We start from the raw sequence: 25405 nt of genomic DNA on the forward strand, positions 1-25405 counted from the left end.
CGGTCGCGGCGGTCGCGGCGGCAGGGTCTGCCTCGTCGGCCTCGGCCAGATCACAGGTCACCCGCAAGCAGGCCCCGGGTCCAGGGTGGGGTTGCAGTTGCACATCCCCACCCATGCGCCGGGCCAGTTGCCGGGCCAGGGCCAGGCTCAAGCCCACCCCGCTGTGGGTGCGGGTGGTGCTCCCGTCGGCCTGCACAAAACCTTCGAACACCGCCCGGGCCAACGCCGGCGTCATGCCCGGCCCGGTGTCCGTCACGGACAGGCCCAAGCGGTACACACCCTGGTGGAACGACAGGCGTTCGACCGCCACCTCGACCCGCCCACCGGAGGGGGTGAAACGCAGGGCATTGTCCAGCAGGGTGTCGACGATCTGGCGCAACCGGTCCGCATCGCCCCGCACGCGTTCGGGCACGTCGGGGTCCACCCGCCAGACCAGGTCCACCCCCCGCGCCTGGGCTGGTGGGGCCCAAGCCGCCTCCTGCTCGCGGCACCACGAGCGCAAAGCAAACGCGGCCTGTGCCAAGGGAAAAACGCCGGCCTGGAGCTTGGCGTAGTCCAGCACCCGGTCCAGCAATTGCCTCAAACGCAAACTGGCCTGGCGCACCGCCTGCAGGTGCTGCTGCACCTCCGGTCCGGGGGCGCTGTCCAGGGCCAATTCGGTCATGCCCAGGATCACGCCGATGGGGGTGCGGATCTCGTGGCTGATATTGGCCACAAAGGCGTTCCGGGCGTCGTTCGACGCCTGCAAGGCCTCGCGGCTCGCCTTCAGGTGTGCGTCCGACTGCCGGTAGCGGTGCAGGGTGTGGGCCATCAACGCGGCGGTGGCGGTGATCAGGCCGGCCAAACCCGCGGCCCACCAGCGGGCCCCGGCCTGACGGGATGCCCAGCGTTGCAGCAAGGTGGACTCGTGCATGGCCACCCCAACCACCCAGTTGGCCTCGGGCGACGTTAGGTGGTGCACGAACGCCGCCCCGTCGCCCACCGCGCCACGAGTCCGTCGCACCCCGCCTGCGCCCTCCCCGGGCTGGGCTGACGGCAGAAAAGGCCCGTTCAGGACCTGACCAGCCACCACCGGCGCATGTGCGCCGCTGGACAGCACCGTGCCCGCGGCGTCAGCGATCCAGACATACCCTTCCGTGCGGGGCAACCAGCTGTCGCCGATGGCGCCCAGATAGTCTGGGGCGACCAGGGCCAGCAAAAACAGGGGATCGCCCCCCACGGGCAAGACCTCGCGCCGCAGCAGGAGGGACGGCTGCCGTTCGGGCGTGGCACCCGCCACCCGCTGGAAATGCCAGTCTGACCACCACTGCAAGCGACCCAGTTGCAACGGCCGCCCAGTTTCTGTGGACAAGCCCAGTTCGGCCCAGACCAGGCGCATGCCCACGTTGCTCGGGTGCGAACTGGCCAACACGTCACCGGCCCGATTCACCACCGACAAAGACCGCAAGTGGGGGGTGCTCGCCCGCATCTGGCGCAACTGGGTGCTCAAAAACGACCAGGCCGGCAAGACCCCCGCGCCTTCGTGCGCGGTGGCGGCTTCCTGGCGGACGGGTTCCAGCAACAGGCTGTCCACCAGCTCCAACTCGGTGACCAGGACGCGTTCCGCCCCTTGCACCTGGGTCCAGAGCAGTTGGGCCACGCTGTCGGCATGAAGGTGCGCCGCTTCGAGGAACTGCAGGCGGTCGCGCGTCCGCGCCAACTCACCCAGCCAGACCACCAACGCCGCCAGCACCAGCCCCAGCAGCACCACGATGCGCGGCCACGGCAGCCGCACCACATCGGGCACGCGCACTGAAAAATCCCCTGTATTTTTCATTTATATGCAATTTTTACCAAATTATCGGCAGATTAAAACATATTCAAGCTTGTTTTCCTCAAAATACAGGATGTGCGGACCATTGGGCGCATGACATTCCGGCCACAGCGGCAACAAGCCTGCCGCTTGCAGCTAACATCACCCGGATGAATCCGCTGCTGACCCGCCTGCAACCCTACCCCTTTGAACGCCTGCGCCAGTTGTTCGCCGGTGTCACGCCCCACCCGGACCACCGCCCCATCAGCCTGGGTATCGGCGAGCCGAAACACCCCACTCCGGCCTTTTTGAAGGACCGTCTGTGCGAAGCGGTGCAAAGTACCGACGGCGGCCTGGCCACCTACCCCGCCACCGGCGGCACACCCGAACTGAAGCAAGCCTGCGCCACCTGGATGCAGCGCCGCTACGGCCTGGCGCTGGACCCGGCGACGCAGATCCTGCCCGTCAACGGCTCGCGCGAGGCGCTGTTCGCCCTGGCCCAGGTGGTGGTGGACCCGCGCGCCTTCGCCCAGGGCGTGGAACCGGTGGTGGTGTGCCCCAACCCCTTCTACCAAATCTACGAAGGCGCGGCCTACCTGGCCGGGGCCCAGCCCTGGTTCGCCCCGAGCGACCCGGCACGCAACTTCGCGGTGGACTGGGCCAGCGTGCCCGCCGAGGTGTGGCAGCGCACCCAGCTGCTCTACACCTGCTCGCCCGGCAACCCCACCGGCGCGGTGATGCCGCTGGACGAATGGGCCATGCTGTTCGAGCTGAGCGACAAGTACGGCTTCGTCATCGCCAGCGACGAGTGCTACAGCGAGATCTACTTCCGCGACGAAGCCCCGCTGGGCGGCCTGGAGGCCGCTGCGAAGCTGGGCCGCCGCGACTTCAAGAACCTGATCGCGTTGACCAGCCTGTCCAAGCGCAGCAACGTGCCCGGCCTGCGCAGCGGCTTTGTGGCCGGCGACGCCGCTTTGCTCAAGGCCTTCCTGCTCTACCGCACCTACCACGGCAGCGCCATGAGCACCACGGTGCAGACCGCCAGCGCCGCGGCCTGGCTGGACGAGCAGCACGTGGTGGACAACCGCGCCCAGTACCGCGCCAAGTTCGCCGAAGTCACCCCCATCCTGGCCGAGGTGATGAACGTGGCCCTGCCCGACGCCGGCTTCTACCTCTGGGCCGAAGTGCCCGAGCGCTTTGGCGGCCAGGCGGGCGGCAGTGACACCGACTTTGCCCGGGCCTTGCTGGCTCAATACAATGTGACGGTTTTGCCGGGCAGTTACCTGGCGCGCGAAGCCCAGGGCCACAACCCCGGTGCGCAGCGCGTGCGCATGGCCCTGGTGGCCGAAACCGCGGAATGCGTGGAAGCCGCGCACCGCATCGCCGCCTTCGTGCGCACCCCTTGATTTTTCACCCCCGATCGGATCACGACATGACCCAACAACTCCAACAAATCATCGACAACGCCTGGGACAACCGCACCCAGATCAGCCCCGCCACCGCACCGCAAGAAGTGCAGGACGCCGTGGAAGCCGTGATCGCCGACCTGAACGTGGGCAAGCTGCGCGTGGCCACCCAGGAAGGTGTGGGCCAGTGGACGGTGCACCAGTGGATCAAGAAGGCGGTGCTGCTGAGCTTCCGCCTGAAGGACAACGAAATCATGCAGGCCGGCGACCTGGCCTTCTACGACAAGGTGCAAACCAAATTCGCCCACCTGAGCCCGCAGGAAATGGCCGCCACCGGCGTGCGCGTGGTGCCGCCGGCCGTGGCCCGCCGTGGCAGCTTCGTGGCCAAGGGCGCCATCCTGATGCCGTCTTACGTCAACATCGGCGCCTACGTGGGCGAAGGCACCATGGTCGACACCTGGGCCACCGTGGGCTCCTGCGCACAAGTGGGCAAGAACGTGCACCTGAGCGGTGGCGTGGGCCTGGGCGGCGTGCTGGAACCGCTGCAAGCCAACCCCACCATCATCGAAGACAACTGTTTCATCGGAGCCCGTTCCGAGGTGGTTGAGGGCGTGATCGTGGAAGAAAACGCCGTGCTGGGCATGGGCGTGTACATCGGCCAAAGCACCCCGATCTTCGACCGCGCCACCGGCGAAATCTCCTACGGTCGGGTGCCGGCAGGTTCGGTGGTCGTCAGCGGCAACCTGCCCAAGGTCGCCGCCAACGGCCAACCCTACAGCATGTACGCCGCCATCATCGTCAAGAAGGTGGACGCGCAGACCCGTTCCAAGACCAGCATCAACGACCTGCTGCGCGACTGACCGGGCCACCACCGACGGGGGATGAGCATGGGCATGATGGAAAAACTGCTGCGCCTGATGGGCGAGAAAAAGGCGTCGGACGTCTACCTGTCGGCCAACTCGCCGATCCAGATCAAGATCAACGGCGTCTGCGCCCCCGTCAATACCCAGCCCCTGCCGGCCGAAGGCCCGCTGCAGCTGCTGGCCGAAATCGTCTCCGAGGCCCACATGGCGGAATTCCACGCCACCAGCGAACTCAACATCGCGGTGCCGCTGGCTGGCGTGGGGCGCTTTCGCGTCAGTGCCATGAAGCAGCGCGGCAGCTGCGCGGTGGTGATCCGCTACATCACCACCGACATCCCCACCATCGCCTCGCTCAACATCCCGCCGGTGCTGGCCCAGATGATCATGGCCAAGCGCGGGCTGATGCTGGTGGTGGGCGCCACCGGCTCGGGCAAGAGCACGACGCTGGCGGCCCTGCTCGACCACCGCAACGAGAACACCAGCGGCCACATCCTCACCATCGAGGACCCGGTGGAGTACCTGTTCAAGAACAAGCGCTGCATCGTCAACCAACGCGAGGTCGGCACCGACACCGAATCGCTGCACATCGCGCTCAAGAACGCGCTGCGTCAGGCGCCCGATGTGATCCTGATCGGCGAAATCCGCGACCGCGAAACCATGTCGCAGGCCATCGCCTACTCGCAGTCGGGCCACCTGGTGCTGGCCACCATGCACGCCAACAACAGCTACCAGGCGCTCAACCGCATCCTCAACTTCTACCCGGTGGAAGTGCGTCCGTCCATGCTCAACGACCTGGCCTCGGCGCTCAAGGCCATCGTCTCGCAACGCCTGATGCGCACTGTGGACGGCGGCCGCGTGCCCGCGGTGGAGGTGATGGTCAACTCCCGGCTGATCAGCGAGCTGATTGAAAAGGGCGACTTCTTCGGCGTGCGCGAAGCGCTGGAAAAGTCCATGGCCGAAGAGTCGCAGACCTTCGAGGCCGACATCGCCCGCCTGATTTTGGACGGCACGGTGGACCGCAAGGAGGGCCTGTCCTACGCCGACTCGCCCACCAACCTGATGTGGCGCCTGCAAAACGACGCCGCGCTGCACAACCGCGGTGCCGACACACCCGCCGCCGCGGCCGAAGCCACCGCCCCCACCGGTCCCTCGTTTTCCGACTTCACCATCGACGTCCGTTCGTGACGTCGCCCGGAGCCCCCGCCATGAACGCCACCCTGCGCCTGACCGAGGCGCTGATCGCCCGCGCCTCCGTCACCCCCGACGACGCCGCCTGCCAGGATTTGCTGGCCGAACGGCTGGCCCCGCTGGGCTTTGCCTGCGACACCCTGGCCAGCGGCCCCACCGACTTCCGCGTGACCAACCTGTGGGCCAAGCGCACCGTGGCGGCCGACGCGCCCACCCTGGTGTTCGCCGGCCACACCGACGTGGTGCCCACCGGCCCGCTCGACCAGTGGGCCAGCGACCCCTTCACCCCCACCCACCGCGACGGCCTGCTCTACGGCCGCGGCGCCAGCGACATGAAAGCCTCGCTCGCGGCCATGGTGGTGGCCTGCGAGGAGTTCGTGGCTCAGCACCCGAAAGCACCCCTGAACATCGCCTTTCTGCTGACCAGCGACGAAGAAGGCCCCGCCCACGACGGCACCGTGGTGGTCTGCCGCGAACTGCAACGGCGCGGCGAACGGCTGGACTTCTGCATCGTGGGCGAACCCACCTCGGTGCAACGGACCGGCGACATGATCAAAAACGGTCGCCGCGGCACCATGAGTGGCAAGCTCACTGTGAAGGGCGTGCAGGGCCACATCGCATACCCGCACCTGGCGCGCAACCCCATCCACCTGCTGGCCCCGGCGCTGGCCGAACTGGTGGCAACCCGCTGGGACGCAGGGAATGAATTTTTCCCCGCCACCACCTGGCAGGTCAGCAACATCCACGGCGGCACCGGCGCCAGCAACGTCATCCCGGGCAGCGTGGTGGTGGACTTCAACTTCCGCTTCAGCACCGAAAGCAGCGCCGAAGGCCTGCAGCAGCGCGTGGCCGAGCTGCTGGCCCGCCACGGCCTGCAAGCCGGTACCGATTACGAGCTGGCCTGGACCGTGGGCGGTCTGCCCTTCCTCACCCGCCCCGGCACCCTGGTGGACGCGGTGCGCAGCGCCATCCGCGCCGAAACCGGACTGGAGACCGAACTGAGCACCACCGGCGGCACCAGCGACGGCCGCTTCATCGCCCAAATCTGCCCGCAGGTGATCGAACTCGGCCCGCCCAACGCCACCATCCATAAAGTGAACGAGTGCGTGGCCGTGGCCGACCTGGATCCGTTGAAAAACATCTACCGGCGCGTGCTGGAACACCTGGCCCAGGTGCCGGCGCACGACGAGGTCACCCCATGAGCGGCACCACGCCGACCTTGGGCGGGCTGCTGGCCCAGGCCCAAGCCCAGCTGGACGCCGCCCACCTGGCCTACGGCCACGGCACCACCAACGCCCACGACGAAGCCGTCTGGCTGACCTTGTGGCAACTGGGCCTGCCGCTGGACAGCGATGTGTCCGAGCTGGCCGGCCGCCCGGTGTCCGCCGACGAGCAAGCCGCCGTGCTGGCGCTGATCGGGCGCCGCATCGCCACCCGCCAGCCCGCCGCCTACCTGACGCGCGAAGCCTGGCTGCAAGGCGTGCCGTTTTACGTGGACGAGCGCGTCATCGTGCCGCGCAGCTTCATCGCCGAGCTGGTGGCCAACGCCGAAGGGGCCGAGAGCATCGACGGTTGGCTGGGCACGCACACCCAGCGCGTGCTGGACCTGTGCACCGGCAACGGCAGCCTGGCGGTGCTGGCGGCGCTGGCCTGGCCCGAGGTGACGGTGGACGCCGCCGACATTTCGCCCGACGCGCTGGCCGTGGCCCGCATCAACGTGGACAAACACGGCCTGCAAGACCGCATCCAGCTGGTCGAATCCGACGGCTGGGCGAGCCTGCCCGGGCGTTACGACCTGATCCTGTGCAACCCGCCCTACGTGAGCCGTGCCGGCATGGACGCCCTGCCCGCCGAGTACCGCGCCGAGCCGGTGATTTCGCTGGACGGTGGCCTGCAAGGCAGCAGCGACGGCATGGACTTTGTGCGCCACCTGCTGGCCCACGCGCTGGACCACATGACCGAGCACGCCGTGCTGGTGCTGGAAATTGGCAACGAGCGCGAACACTTCGAGCGTGCCTTCCCCACCCTGCTGGCCTACTGGCCCGACACCACCTCGGGCGAAGGCCCGGTGCTGCTGCTGACCCGCGAGGCGCTGGAAGACTGGCAAGCCACGAAAGGGCTGGCAGCATGATCACCCTGCGCAACGTCACCCTGCGCCGCGGCACCAAAGTGGTGCTGGACCAGGCCAACGCCACCATCAACCCCGGCGAAAAGGCCGCGCTGGTGGGCCGCAACGGCGCCGGCAAATCCAGCCTGTTCGCGCTGCTTCAAGGCCACCTGCACGAAGACGGCGGCGATTTCGCCTGGCCGCGCCAGTGGCAACTGGCCCAAGTGGCGCAGGAAATGCCCGAAACCGATCAGCCCTGCACCGCCTTCGTCATCGACGGCGACACCCGGCTGCGGGCGGCCCAAACCGAGGTGCAAGCGTCCGAAGCCAGCGGCGATGGCGAGCGCATGGCCCACGCCTACACCGCCCTGCACGACGCCGGCGCCCACGACGCCCCGGCCCGCGCCCAGGCGCTGCTGCTGGGCCTGGGCTTCCAGGTCAACGAACTCGATCGCCCGGTCAACAGCTTTTCCGGCGGCTGGCGCATGCGCCTGCAACTGGCGCGCGCGCTGATGTGCCCGAGCGACCTGCTGATGCTGGACGAACCCACCAACCACCTGGACCTGGACGCCCTGGTGTGGCTGGAAAGCTGGCTCAAACGCTACCCCGGCACGCTGCTGGTCATCAGCCACGACCGCGAGTTTCTGGACGCCATCACCCAGGTCACGTTGCACATCGAAAACGGCAAGCTCACCCGCTACGGCGGCAACTACAGCCGCTTCGAGGACATGCGCGCCGAGCAGATGAGCCAGCAGCAGGCGGCGTTTGCCCGCCAGCAGGACAAAATCGCCCACCTACAGAAGTTCATCGACCGCTTCAAGGCCAAGGCCACCAAGGCCAAGCAGGCGCAGAGCCGCGTGAAGGCGCTGGAGCGCATGGAAAAGATCGCCCCGGTGCTGGCCGAGGCCGAATTCACCTTCGAATTCCAGGAACCGGCGCAACTGCCCAACCCCATGCTCAACCTGCGCGACGCCCGCTTCGGCTACCGCGCAGAAGGCGGGGCCGAAACCACCATCGTCCAGAACGTGACCCGCTCGGTGCAGGCCGGGCAGCGCCTGGGCATTCTGGGCGCCAACGGCCAGGGCAAGTCCACCTTTGTCAAAACCGTGGCACGCGCCCTGCCCCTGCTGGGCGGCACCTGCACCGAAGGCAAGGGCCTGAACATCGGCTACTTCGCCCAGCAGGAACTGGACGTGCTGCGCCCCGACGATTCGCCGCTGGCCCACATGGTCCGCCTGGCACGTGAAGCCGAGGCCGCCGGCACGCTCACCGGCCAGTCCACCCGCGAGCAGGACCTGCGCAACTTCCTGGGCAGCTTCCAGTTCAGCGGCGACATGGTGCAGCAAGCCGTGGGCAGCATGAGCGGCGGCGAAAAAGCGCGCCTGGTGCTGTGCATGATCGTGTGGCAGCGCCCCAACCTGCTGCTGCTGGACGAGCCGACCAACCACCTGGACCTGGCCACGCGCGAGGCCCTGGCCATGGCGCTGAACGAATTCGAAGGCACGGTGATGCTGGTCAGCCACGACCGCGCCCTGCTGCGCTCGGTCTGCGACGAATTCTGGCTGGTGTCGCACGGCGGCATCGCCCCCTTCGACGGCGACCTGGACGACTACCAACGCTACCTGCTGGACGTGGCCAAGCAAAAGCGCGAGGCGGCCCAGGCCGGTGCCTCCGCCCCACGCCAGCCCAACGCTGCCAGCGCCCCTGTGCCGCTGGACCCTGCCCCGCGTGGCAACGCGACCGCCGCGGCGATCAACCCGGCCGAACAGCGCCGCCTGGAGGCGCAACGCCGCCAGCAACTGGCCGAGCAGCTCAAACCCTTCAAGCAGCGCCGCGACACCCTGGACCGGCAACTCGCGCAGCTGCAGGCCGAACAGACCGCACTGCACGCGCAGTTGCAGGGCAACCTGTCTCCGGCACAACTGGCCGAGGCCGGCAAACGCCTGAAACAGGTGGACGACGGCATTGCCGAGGCCGAAGAAGCCTGGCTGGAGGTGGCCAGCGAGATCGAAGCCATCGAACAGGCCCAGGTCACCGCGTCGTGAGATGTTCCCAATCGTAAATCCCGGCCAGGCCCTGCGCGCTCCTGGGCCTGGCAGCGCCCGGCTGGCGGCACAATAACACCCATGAACATTGTCATCCTCGACGATTACCAGGACGCCGTGCGCAAGCTGCCGTGCGCGGCCAAACTGGAGGCCTACCCCGCCAAGGTGTTCACCAACAACGTCAAGGGCGTGGGGCAGCTGTCCGTGCGCCTGCGCGACGCCGACATCCTGGTGCTGATCCGCGAACGCACCCACATCACCCGGCAACTGCTGGAAAAACTGCCCAAACTCAAGCTGATCGCACAAACCGGCAAGGTCGGCGCGCACATCGACGTGAACGCCTGCACCGAACACGGCGTGGCCGTGGCCGACGGCGTCGGCTCGCCGGTGGCGCCGGCCGAGCTGACCTGGGCCTTGATCATGGCCGCGATGCGCCGGGTGCCCCAATACGTGGGACACCTGAAACACGGTGTCTGGCAACAATCCGGGCTGAAGGCCGCCTCCATGCCGGCGAATTTCGGGCTGGGCATGGTGTTGCGCGGCAAAACTCTGGGCATCTGGAGCTACGGGGCCATCGGCAAGCTCGTGGCCGCTTACGGCCGGGCCTTTGGCATGCGCGTGGTGGTCTGGGGCAGCGAATCGGCGCGCCAGCAGGCCATGCACGACGGCTTCGACGTGGCCGCCTCGAAAGCCGCCCTGTTCGCCGCCTGCGACGTGCTGAGCCTGCACCTGCGCCTGGGCGAAACCACCCAGGGCTGCGTCTCACTGGACGATCTGTCGCTGATGAAACCCACGGCGCTGCTGGTCAACACCTCGCGCGCCGAGCTGCTGCAGCCCGACGCCCTGGTCGCCGCCCTCAACCGCGGGCGGCCGGGCATGGCGGCGGTCGACGTGTTCGAGTCCGAGCCCATTCTGCAAGGCCACGCGTTGTTGCGGCTGGAAAACTGCATCTGCACGCCGCACATCGGCTTTGTCGAGCAGGACAGCTACGAGCAGTTTTTCTCAGCCGCGTTCGACAACGTGGTCAACTACATCAAGGGCACCCCTACCAATCTGGTGAACCCAGGGGCCCTGCAAATGCGGCGCTGAGGCCAGGCGCAGGCCTCACGGGCTTCAGCCCTGGGGCTTCTTGGCTGGTGCCGGGGCGTCGCCCGGTTGGGGGGCCGGTTCCCACTCGAAGAAATCGAAGTCCAGGGGCGCGGGTTCGTCCTTCGGCGCGGTCAATTCGGCTGCGGCAGGCGCGGGGGGCTGACCGGCGGAGGCGCCAGGCAGATCGGCCACCGACAACCATTCGGGGAAAGCCAATGGCGCAGCGGCTTCGCTGGCCGCGAGCCCGGATGCCGGGGTGGGCGCCTGCGCCGACACGGGCTGCACCGCCGGGGCTGGCAGCTCATCGCTGTGGTCGCGCAAACCCCAGGTGCCCAGCAACGACAGCAGATCGTCGAAGGCCTCCAGGCTGCGCACGCTCAGGGGCGATGCGGGATCGCCCGGCTGGCTGGCCAGGGCCGCCAGTAGGCGGTCGCGTACCGCAGCGTCCGGCCAGGCCTGGATCAGCACCTGCACCAGGGCGGCATCGCTGTCGAGGCCGGCGGCCGCAGGGCCGGACGGAACCAGGCGCTGGAAATGGTGTTCGTAGAAAGCCTGGGCGGTGGCCAGCGCTTCGGCCTGGCCGCTGGCCCTGGCGATGGCCAGCCAGCGCAGGTAGGGTGCCTCCGAAGCGCGCGAGTGCTCGGAAACGAAAGCTTGCAGCGCCGCCATGGCCTCGGTGTGCTGGCCGAGGGTTTCGAAAAAATCCACCCGCTGCCACAGGTCCAACAGGGCTTCGGCCTCCAGGGGGGCCACCGGCACCTCCCGGAACAAGGACTCGCCCGCCTCGCGCACCTCCAGGCCGTCCACCTCGTCGTCGGCATGCGGCCACGCGGTCGACACAGCGGACGCTGTCGCCGGGGTCGGTGGGACGGCCTCCCCGGGGTCGGTTGGCATGCCGGTCTCCCACCAGACCGTGCTGTGGCCAGCGTCCGGGGTGGCGGCCGCACCGCGGCGGCGGCGCCACAACACGGCCACGCCCCCCAGCAGGGCCAGCACCGCCGCGCCCAAACCATAGACCACGGGGTTCTGGTAGCGGCCGGCCTCGGCCTGGGCCAGCTGGGCGTTCATGGTTTCCATGGCCAGGCGCAGGCGCTCCTGTTCGGCGCGCAGCACCTCCAGCTCTTTGGCCACCGCGGGTGCCGTCGCCGCCTCGGTCGGTGCCGTGGAGGGCGCGACACCGGCCTCCGCAGGCGCAGACGCCACCGGAGGGATCTCGGCCGATGGGGCCGGGGCCACAGGCCCCGCCGACGACAGGTCCAGCGGATCGAGTTTCAAGCGCGGCCCTGCGGCCTCGACCGGTTTGGGGGATTGCAAGGGGCTGGGGGCTGGCGGGCGCCCAGCGTCGACCGGCACCGGCTGGGCCACGTTGGGCGGGCGCGCTTTGGAACGCAGCTTGGCAACCCCGGTCGGCCGGGGGCTGGGTGCCGCGAGGCGGACCGGCGTGTCGGATACCGCGGCCCCCGACGCGGCCGGCGCCGCCACGGCGGCAGTGGCCGGCGCCTGGCCCGCGGGACGCAGCGCAGCAGGCCGGGAGGACAGCGGCCGGACCGGCACGGGCGCGCCCCCCACCACCCCACCCGAGCCTCCCGAAGTGACCGGACGGGCCACAGGCCCCGGCAGCGGCGCAGCGGCCACCGCAGAGGGCTCGACATCGGCCAACAAGGCGTAGCTGCGGCGGAAAGTGGGGGGGCAACCGGCTTTGAGCAGCACCGTGACGATGGGCTCGCTCACCGCTTGCGACACCTGGACCCGCAGCGCACCGCTGCCGTCAGCGCCGAGGCGGTGGATCGCGGTGGTCACGGCGCTGGCGGGCACACGCACATCGCCGTACAGCACCTCGGCCTCCAGGCACAGGCCGGCGGCGGCTTCCGAGGCGTCGATGCTGCTTTGCACCAGAATGTCGAGCGGTCGCCCGATAATCACTTGGCCTTGGGTCGCCCCCAGCGACAAGGCCCAGCCTTGCGTGACGGTCACGAGCAGTGCGCCACCCACCGCAAACTTCAACATCGTGCGTTCCTTGCCCATGTGATTCGTCGTGCGTTTTTATTGACGCTACATTCTGGCACATCCCATTTTTTTCACACACAAGAGACAAGCCATGAGCCACACCTTCCCCCACGTCGGCATCGTCGGCGCCGGCGCCATGGGGCGCGGCATCGCCCAGATCGCCGCCCAGGCCGGCAGCACCGTCTGGCTGTTCGACACCCAACCCGCAGCGATCGACAGCGCCATCGCCCTGCTGAACGACACCTGGCAGAAACTCGCCGCCAAGGGCAAGCTCAGCCCCGAGCAGGCCCAAGCCTGCGCCGGGCGGCTGCGCCCGGCCACCACCCTGGCCGAGCTGGCGCCTTGCGACCTGGTGGTGGAAGCCGTGGTGGAACGGCTGGAGGTGAAAAAGGCCCTGTTCGCCCAGTTGGAAACCCTGCTCGGCGACAACGCCGTGCTGGCCACCAACACCTCGTCGCTGTCGGTCACCGCCATCGCCCACGGGCTGAAGCGGCCCGAGCGGCTGGCCGGTTTTCACTTCTTCAACCCGGTGCCGCTGATGAAGGTGGTCGAGGTGATCGCCGGCCTGAAAACCGCCCCCGACACCTGCGAACGCCTGAGCGCCTACGCCCAGGCCATGGGCCACACCCCGGTGCAGGCGCAGGACACCCCCGGCTTCATCGTCAACCACGCCGGGCGCGGCTATGGCACCGAAGCCCTGCGCACCGTCAGCGAAGGCGTGGCCGATTTCGCCACCGTCGACCGCATCCTGAAGGACCAGATGGGCTTTCGCCTGGGCCCGTTCGAGCTGTTCGACCTGACCGCGCTCGACGTGTCGCACCCGGTGATGGAGTCGATCTACCACCAGTACTACGAGGAAGCGCGCTACCGCCCCAGCGTCATCACCGCACAACGGCTGGCGGGTGGGCTGCTGGGCCGCAAAGTGGGTGAGGGCTTTTACCGCTACCCCAATGGCCAGCAAGAACTGCCGCCGGAGCCGCCCGTGCCCGGGGTGGGCGAACTGCCGCCGGTCTGGGTGCCCCCGCGCGCCGCGCGCCGGGCCGAGCTGTACCTGTTGCTCAAGACCCTGGGCGCGCGCATCGAGACGGCGCAACAGCCGTCTGAGCAGGCCCTGATCGTGGTCGCCCCGCTGGGCCACGACGTGACCACCGTGGCCGCGGTGGAGCGCCTGGACGCCAGCCGCACCGTCGGCATCGACATGATGCTGCCGGACAGCACCGTCAAGCGCCGCGTGCTCGCCACCAACCCCGCCACCCGCTCCGACATGCGCGACGCCGCCCACGCCCTGTTCGCCCGCGACGGCAAGGCGGTCAGCGTCATCAAGGACAGCGGCGGCTTCGTCACCCAGCGGGTGGTGGCCAGCATCGTCAACATCGCCAGCGACATCTGTCAGCAAGGCATCTGCACCCCGCAGGACCTGGACACCGCCGTGACGCTGGGCCTGGGCTACCCCCTGGGCCCGCTGGCCATGGGCGACAAGATCGGCCCGACCAGCGTGCTGGAAATCCTGTTCAACCTGCAGACGGTGTACGGCGACCAGCGCTACCGCCCCTCGCCCTGGTTGCGCCGCCGCGGCGCCCTGGGCCTGAGCCTGCAACACGTGGGAGCCTGAGATGACCGCCTGCCTCAAAAGCCACAGCGTCGGCGCCACCCTGGTGCTGACGATCAGCAACCCCGAGCACCGCAACGCCCTGGGCCCCGAGATGTACGCCGCCGGCGTCGAGGCCATCAACGCGGCCGACAGCAACCCCGAGGTGCGATCGGTCGTCCTCACTGGCGAAGGCGCGCATTTCTGCGCCGGCGGCAACCTGCAACGACTGCTGGGCAACCGCCAGCAGCCGCCCCAGGTGCAGGCCGACAGCATCGAAGGCCTGCACAGCTGGATCGAAGCGGTGCGCAGCTTCTCCAAGCCGGTGGTGGCCGCCGTCGAAGGGGCCTGTGCCGGCGCCGGTTTTTCGCTCGCCCTGGCCAGCGACTTTCTGGTCGCCGCGAACAACAGCGTGTTCGTCATGGCCTACGCCAACGTGGCCCTCTCGCCCGACGGTGGCGGCAGCTGGAGCCTGGCGCGCAACCTGCCCCGCGCCACCGCCTTGCAGCTGCTGATGCTGGGCGAACGCATCGGCGCCGAGCGGCTGCAGCAGCTCGGGCTGGTCAACCGCGTCACCCCGGCCGGGGCGGCCCTGGACGAAGCCCTGGCGCTGTGCGAACAGCTCAACGCCAAGGCCCCCAACACCCTGACCAGCATCAAGGAACTGGTCAACGCCGCGCCCGAACAGACGCTGAGCCAACACCTGCGCGACGAGCGCGACCACTTCGTGCGCAACCTGCACCACGCCAACGGTGGCGAGGGCATTGCCGCCTTCCTGGAAAAACGCCCGGCGCGCTACCGCTGAGCCCTTCGCCCTGCCCCGGTCACCCAAGGGACAGGTACCCCCACCCCCAGTCACTCAAAAGACAGACGATGGACGAACCGATTCTGACAATGGAAGAACGTGAGGCGATCAACAGCGGTCGCTGGTTCACAAGTCTTTCACCCTCTCTGCGACACGACATCCTGCGATGTGCCTACGTCAAGCGTTACAAGGACGGCGACCTGATCGTTGCCCGCGGCGACCCACCGACCGAATGGACGGCGGTGGCCAAGGGCGCGGTGCGGGTGAGTTCGACCTCCCTGTCGGGCAAGCAGATCACGCTGACCTACGTGGAGCCGGGCGTGTGGTTCGGCGACGTGGCGATGTTCGACGGCGACCAGCGCACCCACGATGCCTACGCCCACGGCCCGACCACGCTGCTGTGCGTGTCGCGTTCCGATTTGCAGAAAATCCTCACTGCGCATGTGGAGCTGTACGAAGCACTGATGCGACTGCAGGCGCGCCGCATCCGCACGCTGTTCGGGCTGGTGGAAGACCTCAACACCCTGCCGCTGCGGGCGCGGCTGGCCAAGCAGTTGCTGCACCTGGTGCGCAGCTACGGCGTGCCCTGCCTGTCCAGCGGCAACGAATACCGCATCAGCCTGCAACTGGCGCAGGAAGAACTGGCGCAACTGCTGGGCGCCTCGCGCCAGCGGGTGAACCAGGAACTCAAGTCCATGGAGCGCGAGGACGCCATCCGCATCGAGCCGGGCGGACTGGTGGTGCGCGACCGGGACGCCCTGCTTCGGATCGCCGAAGCCGACAACTGACCTCCAGGAGACCCGAACGGCCATGAGCAACACCCCCGACACCCCCATGGCCGACCCCCACCAGATCGATGTGGCGGCGCTGGAGCGCTGGCTCGCCGCCCACCTGGACGGCTTTACCGGCCCGCTGAGCGTGGAGAAATTCGCCGGCGGCCAGTCCAACCCCACCTACAAGCTCGTCACGCCGGGGCAAACCTATGTGATGCGCGCCAAACCCGGCCCGGTGGCCAAGCTGCTGCCCTCGGCCCACGCCATCGAACGCGAGTTCAAGGTGATGAGCGGGCTCAGCCACACCGACGTGCCGGTGGCCCGCATGCACGTGCTGTGCGAGGACGAATCCGTCATCGGCCGCGCCTTCTACGTGATGGAATTCGTGCAGGGCCGCGTGCTGTGGGACCAGGCCCTGCCCGACATGACGCCGGCCCAGCGCCGCGCCCTCTACCTGGAAATGAACCGGGTCCAGGCCGCCCTGCACACCGCCGACTTCCGCGCCGTCGGCCTGGCCGACTACGGCAAGCCGGGCAACTACTTCGAGCGCCAGATCGGCCGCTGGAGCAAGCAGTACCTGGCCTCCATCACCCAGCCCATCCCCGAGATGGACCGGCTGATCGAATGGCTGCCGGCGAACATCCCGGCCATGGCGCGGGACGAATCCTTGGTTTCCGTGGTCCACGGCGACTACCGGCTCGACAACCTGATGTTCCACCCCACCGAGCCGCGCGTGCTGGCCGTGCTGGACTGGGAACTGTCCACCCTGGGCCACCCGCTGGCCGACTTCAGCTACCACTGCATGGCCTGGCACATCCCGCCGGGCACCTTCCGCGGCATCGCCGGGCTGGACATCACGGCCCTGGGCATCCCGAGCGAGCAGGAGTACATCGGGCTGTATTGCCAGCGCACCGGTTTCACCACGCCCGAGGCGCTGAAAGCCGACTGGAACTTCTACCTCGCCTACAACATGTTCCGCCTCGCGGCCATCCTGCAGGGCATCGCCAAGCGGGTGGAAGACGGCACCGCCTCCAGCGCGCAAGCACGCCAGTCCGGCGCCGGCGCCCGCCCCATGGCCGAACTGGCCTGGCGTTACGCCCAGTCGGCCGCGCAGGCCTGAGTTTTCATTCCCCCAGATTCACCACCACAGAGGAGCGATCCATGAATTTCGATTACACGCCCAAAGTCCAGGAGCTGCGCGCCCGCCTGCTGGCCTTCATGGACGAGCACATCTACCCCAACGAAACCGCGTTCCACGCCGAGGTCGAAGCCAACCGCGCCAAGGGCAACGCCTGGGTGCCCACCCGCGTGATCGAGGACCTCAAGCCCAAGGCCCGCGCCGCTGGCCTGTGGAACCTGTTCCTGCCGCACTCCAAACGCGCTCCCGAAGGCCTGAGCAACCTGGAGTACGCGCCGCTGTGCGAGATCATGGGCCGCGTGCCCTTCGCCGCCGAGGTGTTCAACTGCTCCGCCCCCGACACCGGCAACATGGAAACGCTGGAGCGCTACGCCACCGAGGCCCTGAAAGACCAGTGGCTGGAGCCGCTGCTGCGCGGCGAGATCCGCTCTGCCTTCCTGATGACCGAGCCGGAAGTGGCCTCGTCCGACGCGACCAACATCCAGTGCCGCATCGAGCGCGACGGCGACGAATACGTCATCAACGGCCGCAAGTGGTGGTCGTCCGGTGCCGGCGACCCGCGCTGCGCCGTCTACATCGTCATGGGCAAGACCGACCCCGAAGCCCCGCGCCACTCCCAACAGTCGATGATCGTGGTGCCGGCCAACGCCCCCGGCATCACCGTGCTGCGCCCGTTGAGCGTGTTCGGCTACGACGACGCTCCCCACGGCCACATGGAGGTGCTGCTGGAGAACGTGCGCGTGCCGGCCGCCAACATCCTGCTGGGCGAAGGTCGGGGCTTCGAGATCGCCCAGGGCCGCCTCGGCCCGGGCCGCATCCACCACTGCATGCGCTCGATCGGGGCAGCCGAACGCGCCCTGGAGTTGATGTGCGGCCGACTGAACAGCCGCGTCGCCTTCGGCAAGCCGGTGGCGGCCCAGTCGGTGTGGCACGAGCGCATCGCCGACGCGCGCTGCATGATCGAACAGGCCCGCCTGCTCACACTGAAAGCCGCCTACATGATGGACACCGTGGGCAACAAGGTGGCCAAGGCCGAGATCGCGATGATCAAGGTGGTGGCCCCGAACATGGCCTGCCAGGTCATCGACTGGGCCATCCAGGCGCACGGCGGCGGCGGCATTTCGCAGGACTTCCCGCTGGCCATGTCCTGGGCGCACCAGCGCACGCTGCGCTTCGCCGACGGTCCGGACGAGGTGCACCGCGCCGCCATCGCCAAGCTGGAACTGGCCAAGCACAGCCTGATCGCTAAAGAGATCGACATGCCCATCACCCGGGGCTGCTGAGCCGAGGCCGACGTCCTGCCCGGTCCGCCGGGCTGGGCGGCACCCGTCTGACACAGGCCACGCGTCCCACGACGCCGCGGCTTGATGCTGTCAGACGTTGCTGGACGAACGCACCTCGGCCAGGCTGGTCAGGCCCATCAACACCTTTTCGATGCCGTCCTGGCGCAGGGTGCGCATGCCTTCGGTGATGGCCTGCGACTGCAGGTCCTGGGGCCGCGCCCGGTTCTGCACCAGGTGGCGCAACTCCGGCGAACTGCTGAGCAGCTCGTGAATGGCGACCCGACCGCTGTAACCGGTGTGGCCGCATTGCTCGCAGCCGGTGGCGTGTTTCAGGTGCAACACCCCCTCGTGGCCGAAACGGGCCAGCCACTCGGCCTGCAAAGCCCCGGGCACCTGCAAGGGGTGCGTGGGGGGCAGTTGGGCCTGGTAGTCGTGCAGCAGTTCGTCCAGCCGCTCCTGCGACACCACCTCCGTCTGCACGCAGACCTTGCAAAAGCGCCGCACCAGGCGCTGTGCCAGGATGCCCTGCAGGGAATCGGCAAAGGAAAACGGGTCCACGCCCAGGTCGATCAGGCGCACGATGGTTTCGGCCGCCGAGTTGGTGTGCAGGGTCGAGAACACCAGGTGCCCAGTCAGAGAGGCCTCGATCGCGATTTCCGCGGTTTCCTGGTCGCGGATCTCCCCAACCATGATCACGTCCGGGTCGGCGCGGAGCAGCGAACGCAGCGCCGTGGCAAAGCTCCAGCCGATTTTCGGGTTCACCTGGATCTGGCGCAGCCCGCGCTGGGTGATTTCCACCGGATCTTCGGCCGTCCAGATCTTGCGGTTCGGGGTGTTGATGCGCTTGAGCGCCGAGTGCAGCGTCGTCGTCTTGCCCGACCCGGTGGGGCCGGCGCACAGGAACAGGCCGTAAGGACGGCCCACAATGTGCTCGAAGGCCTGCAGATTGGCCGGACTCAGGTTCAAGGCCTCCAGCGGCAAGGGCTCGGACGAGGTCAGCACCCGCATCACCACGTCCTCCAGCCCATTGGCCGTGGGGATGGTGGCCACCCGCAGTTCGATGGCGAGACCGCCGAACTTGGAGAAGTTGATTTTCCCGTCCTGCGGTTTGCGGCGCTCGGAGATGTCGAGGTCGCACATGATCTTGATGCGTGCGATCAGGGCGTTGCGGTAGCTCGCCGGCAGTTCCAGGTAGGGCCGCATCTCGCCGTCGATGCGGAAGCGGATCACCACCTTTTCGCGGCCGGGGTAGGGTTCGATGTGGATGTCGGAGGCGCGCTGGTAGAAAGCCTCGGAGATCATGGAATTGATCAGCTTGACCAGGGTGTTGTCCGACTGCTCGACCGGCTTGTCCTCGTCCTGCTCGGCCTTGGCCTCGCCGGTCAGTTCCACCGCCAGTTGCAGGGCGTCCATGCCGGCGCCGGCCGGGGCATCGGGATTGGGGGCCGTGGCGTCCGGGCGCGTGGGGGCGTTGGCTGCGGCCAGGTCACCCATGCCGATCTCGCGGTAGGCCTTGCCGATCTTGGTCGGCAATTCCGCGCTGGTGCTGACCACCGGCACCACCTTGCGCTGGGTCGAGAACTCCAGTTCGTCGATCACCTTGAACTGCAGCGGATCGGCCATGGCCACCACCAGCGAGGAGCCCAGATCGACGATCGGCAACACCTTCAGGCGCATGGCCATGTGCACGGGCACCCGCCGCAGGGCCGCGGTGTCCACTGGGAACTTGTTCAGATCGACGAAGGGGTAGCCCATCTTGCGGGCAAAAGCGGTCTGCAAATCGGCCGAGGTGACCAGCCCCATAGACACCAGCATCTGGCCCAGGGGCCCCTTTTTGTCCTGCCGCTGGCTTTTCAGGGCCTGCGCCAGCTGGGTCGGGGTGATCTTGCCCAGCCCCAGCAGGGCTTCACCGATGGGCACCGGTTTCAGGCGCGCCTGCCGCTCCAGGGCCTCCTTGAGCTGGGCCAAGTTTTCCACCATCGACGGCGCCACCGCCTGCAGGTCTTCCACACTGACTTCACCGGCCTCGCCGAGCAAGGTTTCGCTGAAATCGGTGTCGGCGATCATGTCGTCGGCCCCGCGGCGCAACTCGAACCGGGTGATCCCGCTTTTCGGGATGAACACCCGGTACGGGTCGTCGTCCAGGCTCTTCTTGGGAAAAACCCAGAGGCCATAGGGCAGCTTGAGGTGGCCGTGGCAGATGCCCGGGTACAGCGCCCCGTCGCGCAGGTGCACCACAAAAGACTGCAAAGGCGGTTGCGCGTCTCCCAGAAAACCGGATGGACCGAAGTCCTGGTCCAACTCGGACTGGGTGTCCACTTTCAGGCGCTTGATCTGGTTGAACTTCAGCCCCAGGCCCCGGGCATCGCCAAAGGGCTGGATCTTGAGCTGGCGGTGCTCGGGGTCGAAATCGACCAGGTGCCCCGCGATCGAATTCCCGTTCCAGCCCTCGGCGGTGCAGGTCAGCACCTTGCCGCCCACCTCCAGCACATCTTCGCGCTGGGTGTTGGGCACCAAAAAATGGGTTTTTCTCATGGTCTCATTCCCCCCTGCTCGGTGGCGCGGCTCACAGGCCCAACACCCACTTGATCACGTTTTTTGCCAAAAAGCCCAGCATCCCGAAGGACAGCACCAGAAACAGAATGAAGGTGCCGAACTTGCCCGCCTTGGACTCGCGGGCCAGGTTGAAGACGATGAACAGCATGTACAGTATGAACGCCCCCACGCCAAAGGTGAGGCCGAATTGGGCGATCTGCCCCTCGGTGTAACCGAAAATGGTGCCTTCCATGCGTGTTCCGTCTCAACGCGGCGGGGTGTGGATGGCGCCGGCGTGCTTGAGGTCTTCGTAGGCGTGCCAGCTGGCGTGGCCCAGCACCGGCACCACCACCACCAGGCCCAGGGTCAGGGTCAGCAGCCCCAGCCCCACCAGGGCGACGATCAGCAGGGCCCAGAACGCCATCACGACGGGGTGGCTGCCGACCGCGCGCCAACTCTCCCCCACGGCCACCCAGACAGGCTGGCGCGTGTCCACCAGCATGGGCAGGGTGATGACGCTGGAGGCGAACACCGGGGCCGCCAGCAAGGCGCCCAGCAACAGCCAGACCTCGAACAGGCCCGGCGAAGGAGCGAGCACCACGTGGTGCAGGAAATCGATCGGTTTTTCCACCGGCACCCGCGCCCACAGGGTGATCAGGCCGGCCGACGTCAGCACCCAGCCAGTGCCGGCCAGGGCCAGCAGCACTCCGAAGCCGACCAGCCGGCGGTCGCCCGAGCGCCACACCGCCCAGACCCGGCGGCAGCACACGCGCTGGCCCTGCTCGGCCTGGCGGCTGACCTCGTACAAACCGGTGGCCAGCACCGGGGCCACGATCAGAAAACCCGAAAACGCACCGGCCAGCCACCAGAACTGATCGCGCGCCAGCCAGAACAGGAGCGCACCGAAGGCGGCCAGCAAGGTGCCGTGCAGCAGGCCGGGCGCGGGGTTGCGCCAGAAGTCGCGCAGCCCCAGGGCCAGCCAGCGCAAAGGCGACAGCAGGTGGACCGGAGCCGGTGATGAAGAGGACAACGCCATGGACAAAAGCAGGAGGAAAGCCCCAATTGAATCACAAGGGCGCGCAAGCCTCGATCAAAGCGCGGGTGCAAGGGTGCGCGGGCGTGCGCAACACCTGCGGCGTCGGGCCGTGTTCCACCACCTGGCCGGCCTGCATCACCATCACTTCGTGGGCCATGGCCCAGATCACGTCCACGTCGTGGGTGATCAGCAGATAACTCAGCCCGTGGTCGCGCTGCAGCCGCAGCAGCAGTTCGATCACCTGGCGCTGCACGGTCACGTCCAGCGCGCTGGTCGGCTCGTCCAGCACCAGCAGGCGGGGCTCGACGATGAGGGCGCGCGCGATCGCCAGGCGCTGGCGTTGCCCGCCGGAGAACTCGTGCGGGTAGCGTTGCAGCCAGGCCACGGCGGCCCCGTCAGGGGTGTCCTCGGGCAAAAGCCCCACCTCGCGCAAGGCCCGCAGCACGCGCACACGCCGGGCGGCGTCGTCCAGCCCAGGCGCGTGCACGCGCAGGCCTTCGCCCACGATCTGCTCCACCGTCAGGCGCGGCGACAGGGACGAGAACGGGTCTTGAAATACCACCTGCACCTGCTGGCGCAGCGGCCGGTCGGCGATGCCGCCTGCCCAGGCCCGGCCCATGACGCGGAGCCGGCCTTCGTGCGGCAGCAGCCCCAGTGCCGCCAGCGCCAGGGTGGATTTGCCGGAGCCCGATTCGCCCACCACCCCCAGGGTACGGCCCGGTGGCAAGGCCCAATCGACGCCCCGAACCGCCTCGAAACGCCCGCGCCGGAACCAGCCGCGCAGCCCCGGCAGCGGCGTCGGGTAGGCCACGGTCAGGCCCTGGGCCTGCAGAAGCGGCGCGGGGGCACTGGCGGGTGGCGGAGCGGCGTCGTCCAGCGTGCGCCGCGGCCGGCTGTCGAGCAGTTTGCGGGTGTAGGGGTGTTGCGGCCGCTCGAACACCGAGGCCACATCGCCCTGCTCCACCAACTGGCCGCGTTCCATCACCGCCACGCGGTCGGCGAAGCGCCGCACCAGGTGCAGGTCGTGCGTGATGAGCAGCACCGCCATGCCCCGCTGGCGCTGCAGGTCGCTCAGCAAGGCCAGGATCTGGCCGCGCAGGCTCGCGTCCAGCGCGGTGGTGGGTTCGTCGGCGATCAGCAGGCGCGGTTCGCTGGCCAGGGCCATGGCGATCATGGCGCGCTGGCGCTGCCCGCCGCTGAGCTGGTGCGGGTAGGCCCGGGCGCGGCGCTCGGGTTCGCTCAAGCCGGTGGATTGGAGCAGCTCCAGCACCCGCTGCCCGGCCTCGGCGCCGGTCAGGCCCTTCTTCAGGATCAGCACCTCGGCGATCTGGTCGCCGATGCTGCGCAAGGGGTTGAGCGCCGTCATCGGCTCCTGGAAAATGCACGCCACCTCGTCGCCACGCACCGCGCGCAGACCGCGTTCGCTCAGCGCCAACAGGTCGCGGCCGGCGAAATGGGCCCGCCCAGTCACGCTGGCCTCGGGCACCAGCCGCAGCAGGCTCAGGGCCGACACCGTCTTGCCGGAACCCGATTCGCCCACCAGCGCCAGCTTTTCACCGGCACGCAGTTGCAGCTGCAGGCCGTGCACCACGTCCTGGTCACCAAAGCGCACCCGCAGGTCCTGCACGTCGAGCAAGGGGGCGTCGCTCACCGGTCGGCCTTTCGCGGGTCCAGGGCGTCGCGCAGGGCGTCGCCCATGAAGGTCAGCAGCAACAGGGTCAGCACCAGCACCGCAAAGGTGGACAGCGAGATCCACCACGCGTCGATGTTGTTCTTGCCCTGGCTCAACAGCTCTCCGAGCGAAGGGGTACCGGGCGGCACGCCCAGACCGAGAAAATCCAGCGAGGTCAGCGCCAGGATGGCCCCGCCCATGCGGAAGGGCAGGAAGGTGACCACCGGCGTCAGGCTGTTGGGCAGGATGTGGCGCCAGATGATTTCGCCGTGGCTCAGGCCCATGGCACGGGCCGCGCGCACGTAGTCGAGCTGGCGGTTGCGCAGGAATTCGGCGCGCACGTAGTCGCTCAGGCCCATCCAGCCAAACAGGCTGAGCAAGGCCAGCAACAGCGCCACGCTCGGCGCCAGCACCGCGCTGAAGATGATCAGGAGGTACAACTCCGGCATGGCACCCCAGATTTCGATGAAGCGCTGGAAGACCAGGTCGGTGCGGCCGCCGAAATAGCCCTGCACCGCCCCGGCGGCTACGCCCAGCACGACGCCGATGCCGGTCAGGGCCAGGGCGAACAGCACGCTCACCCGGAAGCCGTAAATCAGTTGCGCCAGCAGGTCGCGGCCGCGGTCGTCGGTGCCCAGCCAGTTGTCGGCCGAAGGCGGCGCCGGGTTGGGCGCCTGGGCAAAGTAGTTCAGCGTCTGGGGGCCGTAGGGGTTGGGTGGATAGACCGCGAAGTTGTCGCCCCGGGCCAGCTGCGCGCGGATGAAGGGGTCCAGGTAATCGGTCGGGGTGTCGAAATCGCCACCGAACACGGTTTCGGCATGGTCCTGCACCAGCGGAAAGTAATAACGGCCCTCGTAGCGCACCAGCAGGGGTTTGTCGTTGGACAGCACCTCGGCCAGCAGGCTCAGGGCCACCAGTACGGCAAAGGCCAGCAGGCTGACATACCCCAGGCGGTTGCGACGAAAGCGCTGCCAGGCGCGGCGCGAGGGGCTCAGAGAGATGGGCACGGTCATGCGGCGGCGCTCAGTCGAACTTGACGCGTGGGTCCACCCACACGTAGCACAGGTCGCTGATGAGCTTGGTCACCAGACCGATCAGCGTGAACAGGTAGAGCGTGCCCAGCACCACGGGGTAGTCGCGGCGGATCACGCTCTCGTAGCTCAGCAGGCCCAGGCCGTCGAGCGAGAACAGGGTCTCGATCAGCAGGGAGCCGGCAAAGAAGGCCCCCACGAACGCCGCCGGGAAACCGGTGACGATGGGAATGAGCGCGTTGCGGAACACGTGCTTCCACAGCACCTGGCGCTCGCTCAGGCCCTTGGCGCGGGCCGTGAGCACGTACTGCTTGCGGATTTCTTCCAGGAAGGCGTTCTTGGTCAGCATAGCGGTGACGGCGAAGCTGCCCAGCACCATGGCCGTGACCGGCAGGGCGATGTGCCAGAGGTAGTCCACCACCCGCGCGCCCCAGCTCATTTCTTCCCAGTTCGACGAGGTCAGCCCGCGCAGCGGGAACCACTGCAACTGGCCGCCGAAAATCACCAGCAGCGCCACCCCCAGCACAAAGCCGGGAATGGCGTAGCCCACCAGCACCAGCAGGGTGGTCAGCACATCGAAACGCGAGCCGGCGCGCACCGCCTTGGCCACGCCCAGCGGCACCGCCACCGCGTAGCTGATGAAAAAGGTCCACAGCCCCAGGCTGATGGAGACGGGCAGCTTTTCAACCACCAGATCGGCCACCGCCTTGTTCTGGAAAAAACTGGTGCCCAGGTCAAAACGGGCGAACTGGCCCAGCATCTGCACAAAGCGCTCGTGCGCGGGTTTGTCAAAACCGTATAGGGCCTTGATCTGGGCCAGGCGCTGCGGGTCCACCCCTTGCGCGCCGCGGTAGACCGAACCGCCTTCGGCCCCATGCCCCAGGCCGGCCCGTGCCTCGGCCAGGTACTGCTCCACCGGGCCGCCGGGCACGAACTGGATCACCACAAACGTCAGCAACAGCACGCCGAACAGCGTCGGCAGCATCAGCAACAGGCGTTTGAGGATGTAGACCCACATGGCGTTCGATTATGGCCGGTGGCGGGAAC

20 protein-coding genes are annotated in these 25405 nt (G+C 68.1%); 12 read left to right on the top strand and 8 right to left on the bottom strand.

Going from position 1 to position 25405, the window contains the following annotated elements; all coding sequences use genetic code 11:
• Positions 1 to 1816: sensor histidine kinase (locus tag CON77_RS02150; protein WP_232788369.1), on the bottom strand; the 1816-nt coding region annotated here is incomplete at its 3' end.
• A gap of 146 nt (positions 1817 to 1962) precedes the next feature.
• Between CON77_RS02150 and dapC the strand changes: the two genes are divergently transcribed.
• From dapC to CON77_RS02185, 7 genes are all read left to right on the top strand, one after another.
• A complete protein-coding gene (gene dapC / locus CON77_RS02155) occupies positions 1963 to 3198 on the top strand; it encodes a succinyldiaminopimelate transaminase (protein WP_101047377.1) in 1236 nt (411 codons plus the stop codon).
• Between the two features lie 26 nt (positions 3199 to 3224).
• On the top strand, positions 3225 to 4058 hold the full coding sequence (dapD, locus tag CON77_RS02160) for a 2,3,4,5-tetrahydropyridine-2,6-dicarboxylate N-succinyltransferase (RefSeq protein WP_101047379.1): 834 nt from the start codon (positions 3225 to 3227) through the stop codon (positions 4056 to 4058).
• Positions 4059 to 4085: 27 nt separating this feature from the next.
• A complete protein-coding gene (locus CON77_RS02165; protein WP_101047459.1) occupies positions 4086 to 5246 on the top strand; it encodes a PilT/PilU family type 4a pilus ATPase in 1161 nt (386 codons plus the stop codon).
• A 20-nt stretch (positions 5247 to 5266) separates the two neighbouring features.
• Complete coding sequence (dapE, locus tag CON77_RS02170) at positions 5267 to 6451, top strand: succinyl-diaminopimelate desuccinylase (protein WP_101047381.1); 1185 nt, start codon at positions 5267 to 5269, stop codon at positions 6449 to 6451.
• Positions 6448 to 7380, top strand: coding sequence for a 50S ribosomal protein L3 N(5)-glutamine methyltransferase (gene prmB / locus CON77_RS02175; protein WP_101047383.1), 933 nt, complete (start codon positions 6448 to 6450; stop codon positions 7378 to 7380). Before dapE ends, prmB begins: the two co-directional genes overlap by 4 nt.
• Positions 7377 to 9401, top strand: a complete 2025-nt coding sequence (locus CON77_RS02180) for an ABC-F family ATP-binding cassette domain-containing protein (protein ID WP_101047385.1) — start codon at positions 7377 to 7379, stop codon at positions 9399 to 9401. The genes prmB and CON77_RS02180 overlap by 4 nt, the downstream gene beginning before the upstream one ends.
• A gap of 81 nt (positions 9402 to 9482) precedes the next feature.
• A complete protein-coding gene (locus tag CON77_RS02185; protein WP_101047387.1) occupies positions 9483 to 10490 on the top strand; it encodes a D-2-hydroxyacid dehydrogenase family protein in 1008 nt (335 codons plus the stop codon).
• Positions 10491 to 10514: 24 nt separating this feature from the next.
• On the opposite strand, the gene CON77_RS02190 is transcribed toward CON77_RS02185, so the two are convergent.
• Positions 10515 to 12497 carry a hypothetical protein gene (locus CON77_RS02190; protein ID WP_157826823.1) on the bottom strand — a complete coding sequence of 661 codons (1983 nt, stop codon included), beginning with the start codon at positions 12495 to 12497 and terminating at the stop codon, positions 10515 to 10517.
• Between the two features lie 91 nt (positions 12498 to 12588).
• On the opposite strand from CON77_RS02190, the gene CON77_RS02195 reads away from it, so the two are divergent.
• From CON77_RS02195 to CON77_RS02215, 5 genes are all read left to right on the top strand, one after another.
• Positions 12589 to 14109, top strand: coding sequence for a 3-hydroxyacyl-CoA dehydrogenase (locus CON77_RS02195; protein ID WP_101047391.1), 1521 nt, complete (start codon positions 12589 to 12591; stop codon positions 14107 to 14109).
• A 1-nt stretch (position 14110) separates the two neighbouring features.
• A complete protein-coding gene (locus CON77_RS02200; RefSeq protein ID WP_101047393.1) occupies positions 14111 to 14890 on the top strand; it encodes an oxepin-CoA hydrolase, alternative type in 780 nt (259 codons plus the stop codon).
• Between the two features lie 68 nt (positions 14891 to 14958).
• On the top strand, positions 14959 to 15678 hold the full coding sequence (locus tag CON77_RS02205) for a Crp/Fnr family transcriptional regulator (protein WP_101047395.1): 720 nt from the start codon (positions 14959 to 14961) through the stop codon (positions 15676 to 15678).
• Positions 15679 to 15700: 22 nt separating this feature from the next.
• On the top strand, positions 15701 to 16783 hold the full coding sequence (locus CON77_RS02210) for a phosphotransferase (RefSeq protein WP_101047397.1): 1083 nt from the start codon (positions 15701 to 15703) through the stop codon (positions 16781 to 16783).
• Between the two features lie 41 nt (positions 16784 to 16824).
• A complete protein-coding gene (locus tag CON77_RS02215) occupies positions 16825 to 18084 on the top strand; it encodes an acyl-CoA dehydrogenase family protein (RefSeq protein WP_101047399.1) in 1260 nt (419 codons plus the stop codon).
• Between the two features lie 90 nt (positions 18085 to 18174).
• Here the strand turns inward: CON77_RS02215 and CON77_RS02220 are convergent, their stop codons facing one another.
• From CON77_RS02220 to CON77_RS02245, 6 genes are read right to left on the bottom strand one after another with little or no spacing between them, the layout of a single operon-like run.
• Positions 18175 to 20619 carry a GspE/PulE family protein gene (locus tag CON77_RS02220; protein ID WP_232788370.1) on the bottom strand — a complete coding sequence of 815 codons (2445 nt, stop codon included), beginning with the start codon at positions 20617 to 20619 and terminating at the stop codon, positions 18175 to 18177.
• Between the two features lie 31 nt (positions 20620 to 20650).
• Entirely contained in the window at positions 20651 to 20872 is a 222-nt protein-coding gene (locus CON77_RS02225) for a DUF2788 domain-containing protein (RefSeq protein WP_198552241.1), read from the bottom strand.
• Positions 20873 to 20884: 12 nt separating this feature from the next.
• Positions 20885 to 21655 (bottom strand): DUF2189 domain-containing protein, encoded by a 771-nt coding sequence (locus tag CON77_RS02230; protein WP_101047401.1) that lies wholly within the window; start codon positions 21653 to 21655, stop codon positions 20885 to 20887.
• A gap of 31 nt (positions 21656 to 21686) precedes the next feature.
• Positions 21687 to 23306, bottom strand: a complete 1620-nt coding sequence (locus tag CON77_RS02235) for an ABC transporter ATP-binding protein (RefSeq protein ID WP_101047403.1) — start codon at positions 23304 to 23306, stop codon at positions 21687 to 21689.
• Positions 23303 to 24340, bottom strand: a complete 1038-nt coding sequence (locus CON77_RS02240) for an ABC transporter permease (RefSeq protein WP_101047405.1) — start codon at positions 24338 to 24340, stop codon at positions 23303 to 23305. Before CON77_RS02240 ends, CON77_RS02235 begins: the two co-directional genes overlap by 4 nt.
• Positions 24341 to 24350: 10 nt before the next feature.
• Complete coding sequence (locus CON77_RS02245; protein WP_101047407.1) at positions 24351 to 25376, bottom strand: microcin C ABC transporter permease YejB; 1026 nt, start codon at positions 25374 to 25376, stop codon at positions 24351 to 24353.
• Positions 25377 to 25405 lie beyond the last annotated feature (29 nt).

This window comes from Macromonas nakdongensis, from assembly GCF_002837145.1.
Classification (GTDB): domain Bacteria; phylum Pseudomonadota; class Gammaproteobacteria; order Burkholderiales; family Burkholderiaceae_C; genus Macromonas_B; species Macromonas_B nakdongensis.

Excerpts from the sequence above, each read along its gene's own strand:
- CON77_RS02240 (WP_101047405.1), bottom strand. The coding sequence starts at position 24,340 with ATGACCGTGCCCATCTCTCTGAGCCCCTCGCGCCGCGCCTGGCAGCGC.
- CON77_RS02200 (WP_101047393.1), top strand. The coding sequence starts at position 14,111 with ATGACCGCCTGCCTCAAAAGCCACAGCGTCGGCGCCACCCTGGTGCTG.
- dapD (WP_101047379.1), top strand. The coding sequence starts at position 3,225 with ATGACCCAACAACTCCAACAAATCATCGACAACGCCTGGGACAACCGC.
- CON77_RS02165 (WP_101047459.1), top strand. The coding sequence starts at position 4,086 with ATGGGCATGATGGAAAAACTGCTGCGCCTGATGGGCGAGAAAAAGGCG.
- dapC (WP_101047377.1), top strand. The coding sequence starts at position 1,963 with ATGAATCCGCTGCTGACCCGCCTGCAACCCTACCCCTTTGAACGCCTG.
- CON77_RS02210 (WP_101047397.1), top strand. The coding sequence starts at position 15,701 with ATGAGCAACACCCCCGACACCCCCATGGCCGACCCCCACCAGATCGAT.
- CON77_RS02195 (WP_101047391.1), top strand. The coding sequence starts at position 12,589 with ATGAGCCACACCTTCCCCCACGTCGGCATCGTCGGCGCCGGCGCCATG.
- CON77_RS02225 (WP_198552241.1), bottom strand. The coding sequence starts at position 20,872 with ATGGAAGGCACCATTTTCGGTTACACCGAGGGGCAGATCGCCCAATTC.
- CON77_RS02215 (WP_101047399.1), top strand. The coding sequence starts at position 16,825 with ATGAATTTCGATTACACGCCCAAAGTCCAGGAGCTGCGCGCCCGCCTG.
- CON77_RS02230 (WP_101047401.1), bottom strand. The coding sequence starts at position 21,655 with ATGGCGTTGTCCTCTTCATCACCGGCTCCGGTCCACCTGCTGTCGCCT.
- CON77_RS02190 (WP_157826823.1), bottom strand. The coding sequence starts at position 12,497 with ATGTTGAAGTTTGCGGTGGGTGGCGCACTGCTCGTGACCGTCACGCAA.
- CON77_RS02185 (WP_101047387.1), top strand. The coding sequence starts at position 9,483 with ATGAACATTGTCATCCTCGACGATTACCAGGACGCCGTGCGCAAGCTG.
- CON77_RS02205 (WP_101047395.1), top strand. The coding sequence starts at position 14,959 with ATGGACGAACCGATTCTGACAATGGAAGAACGTGAGGCGATCAACAGC.
- CON77_RS02245 (WP_101047407.1), bottom strand. The coding sequence starts at position 25,376 with ATGTGGGTCTACATCCTCAAACGCCTGTTGCTGATGCTGCCGACGCTG.
- prmB (WP_101047383.1), top strand. The coding sequence starts at position 6,448 with ATGAGCGGCACCACGCCGACCTTGGGCGGGCTGCTGGCCCAGGCCCAA.
- CON77_RS02220 (WP_232788370.1), bottom strand. The coding sequence starts at position 20,619 with ATGAGAAAAACCCATTTTTTGGTGCCCAACACCCAGCGCGAAGATGTG.
- dapE (WP_101047381.1), top strand. The coding sequence starts at position 5,267 with ATGAACGCCACCCTGCGCCTGACCGAGGCGCTGATCGCCCGCGCCTCC.
- CON77_RS02180 (WP_101047385.1), top strand. The coding sequence starts at position 7,377 with ATGATCACCCTGCGCAACGTCACCCTGCGCCGCGGCACCAAAGTGGTG.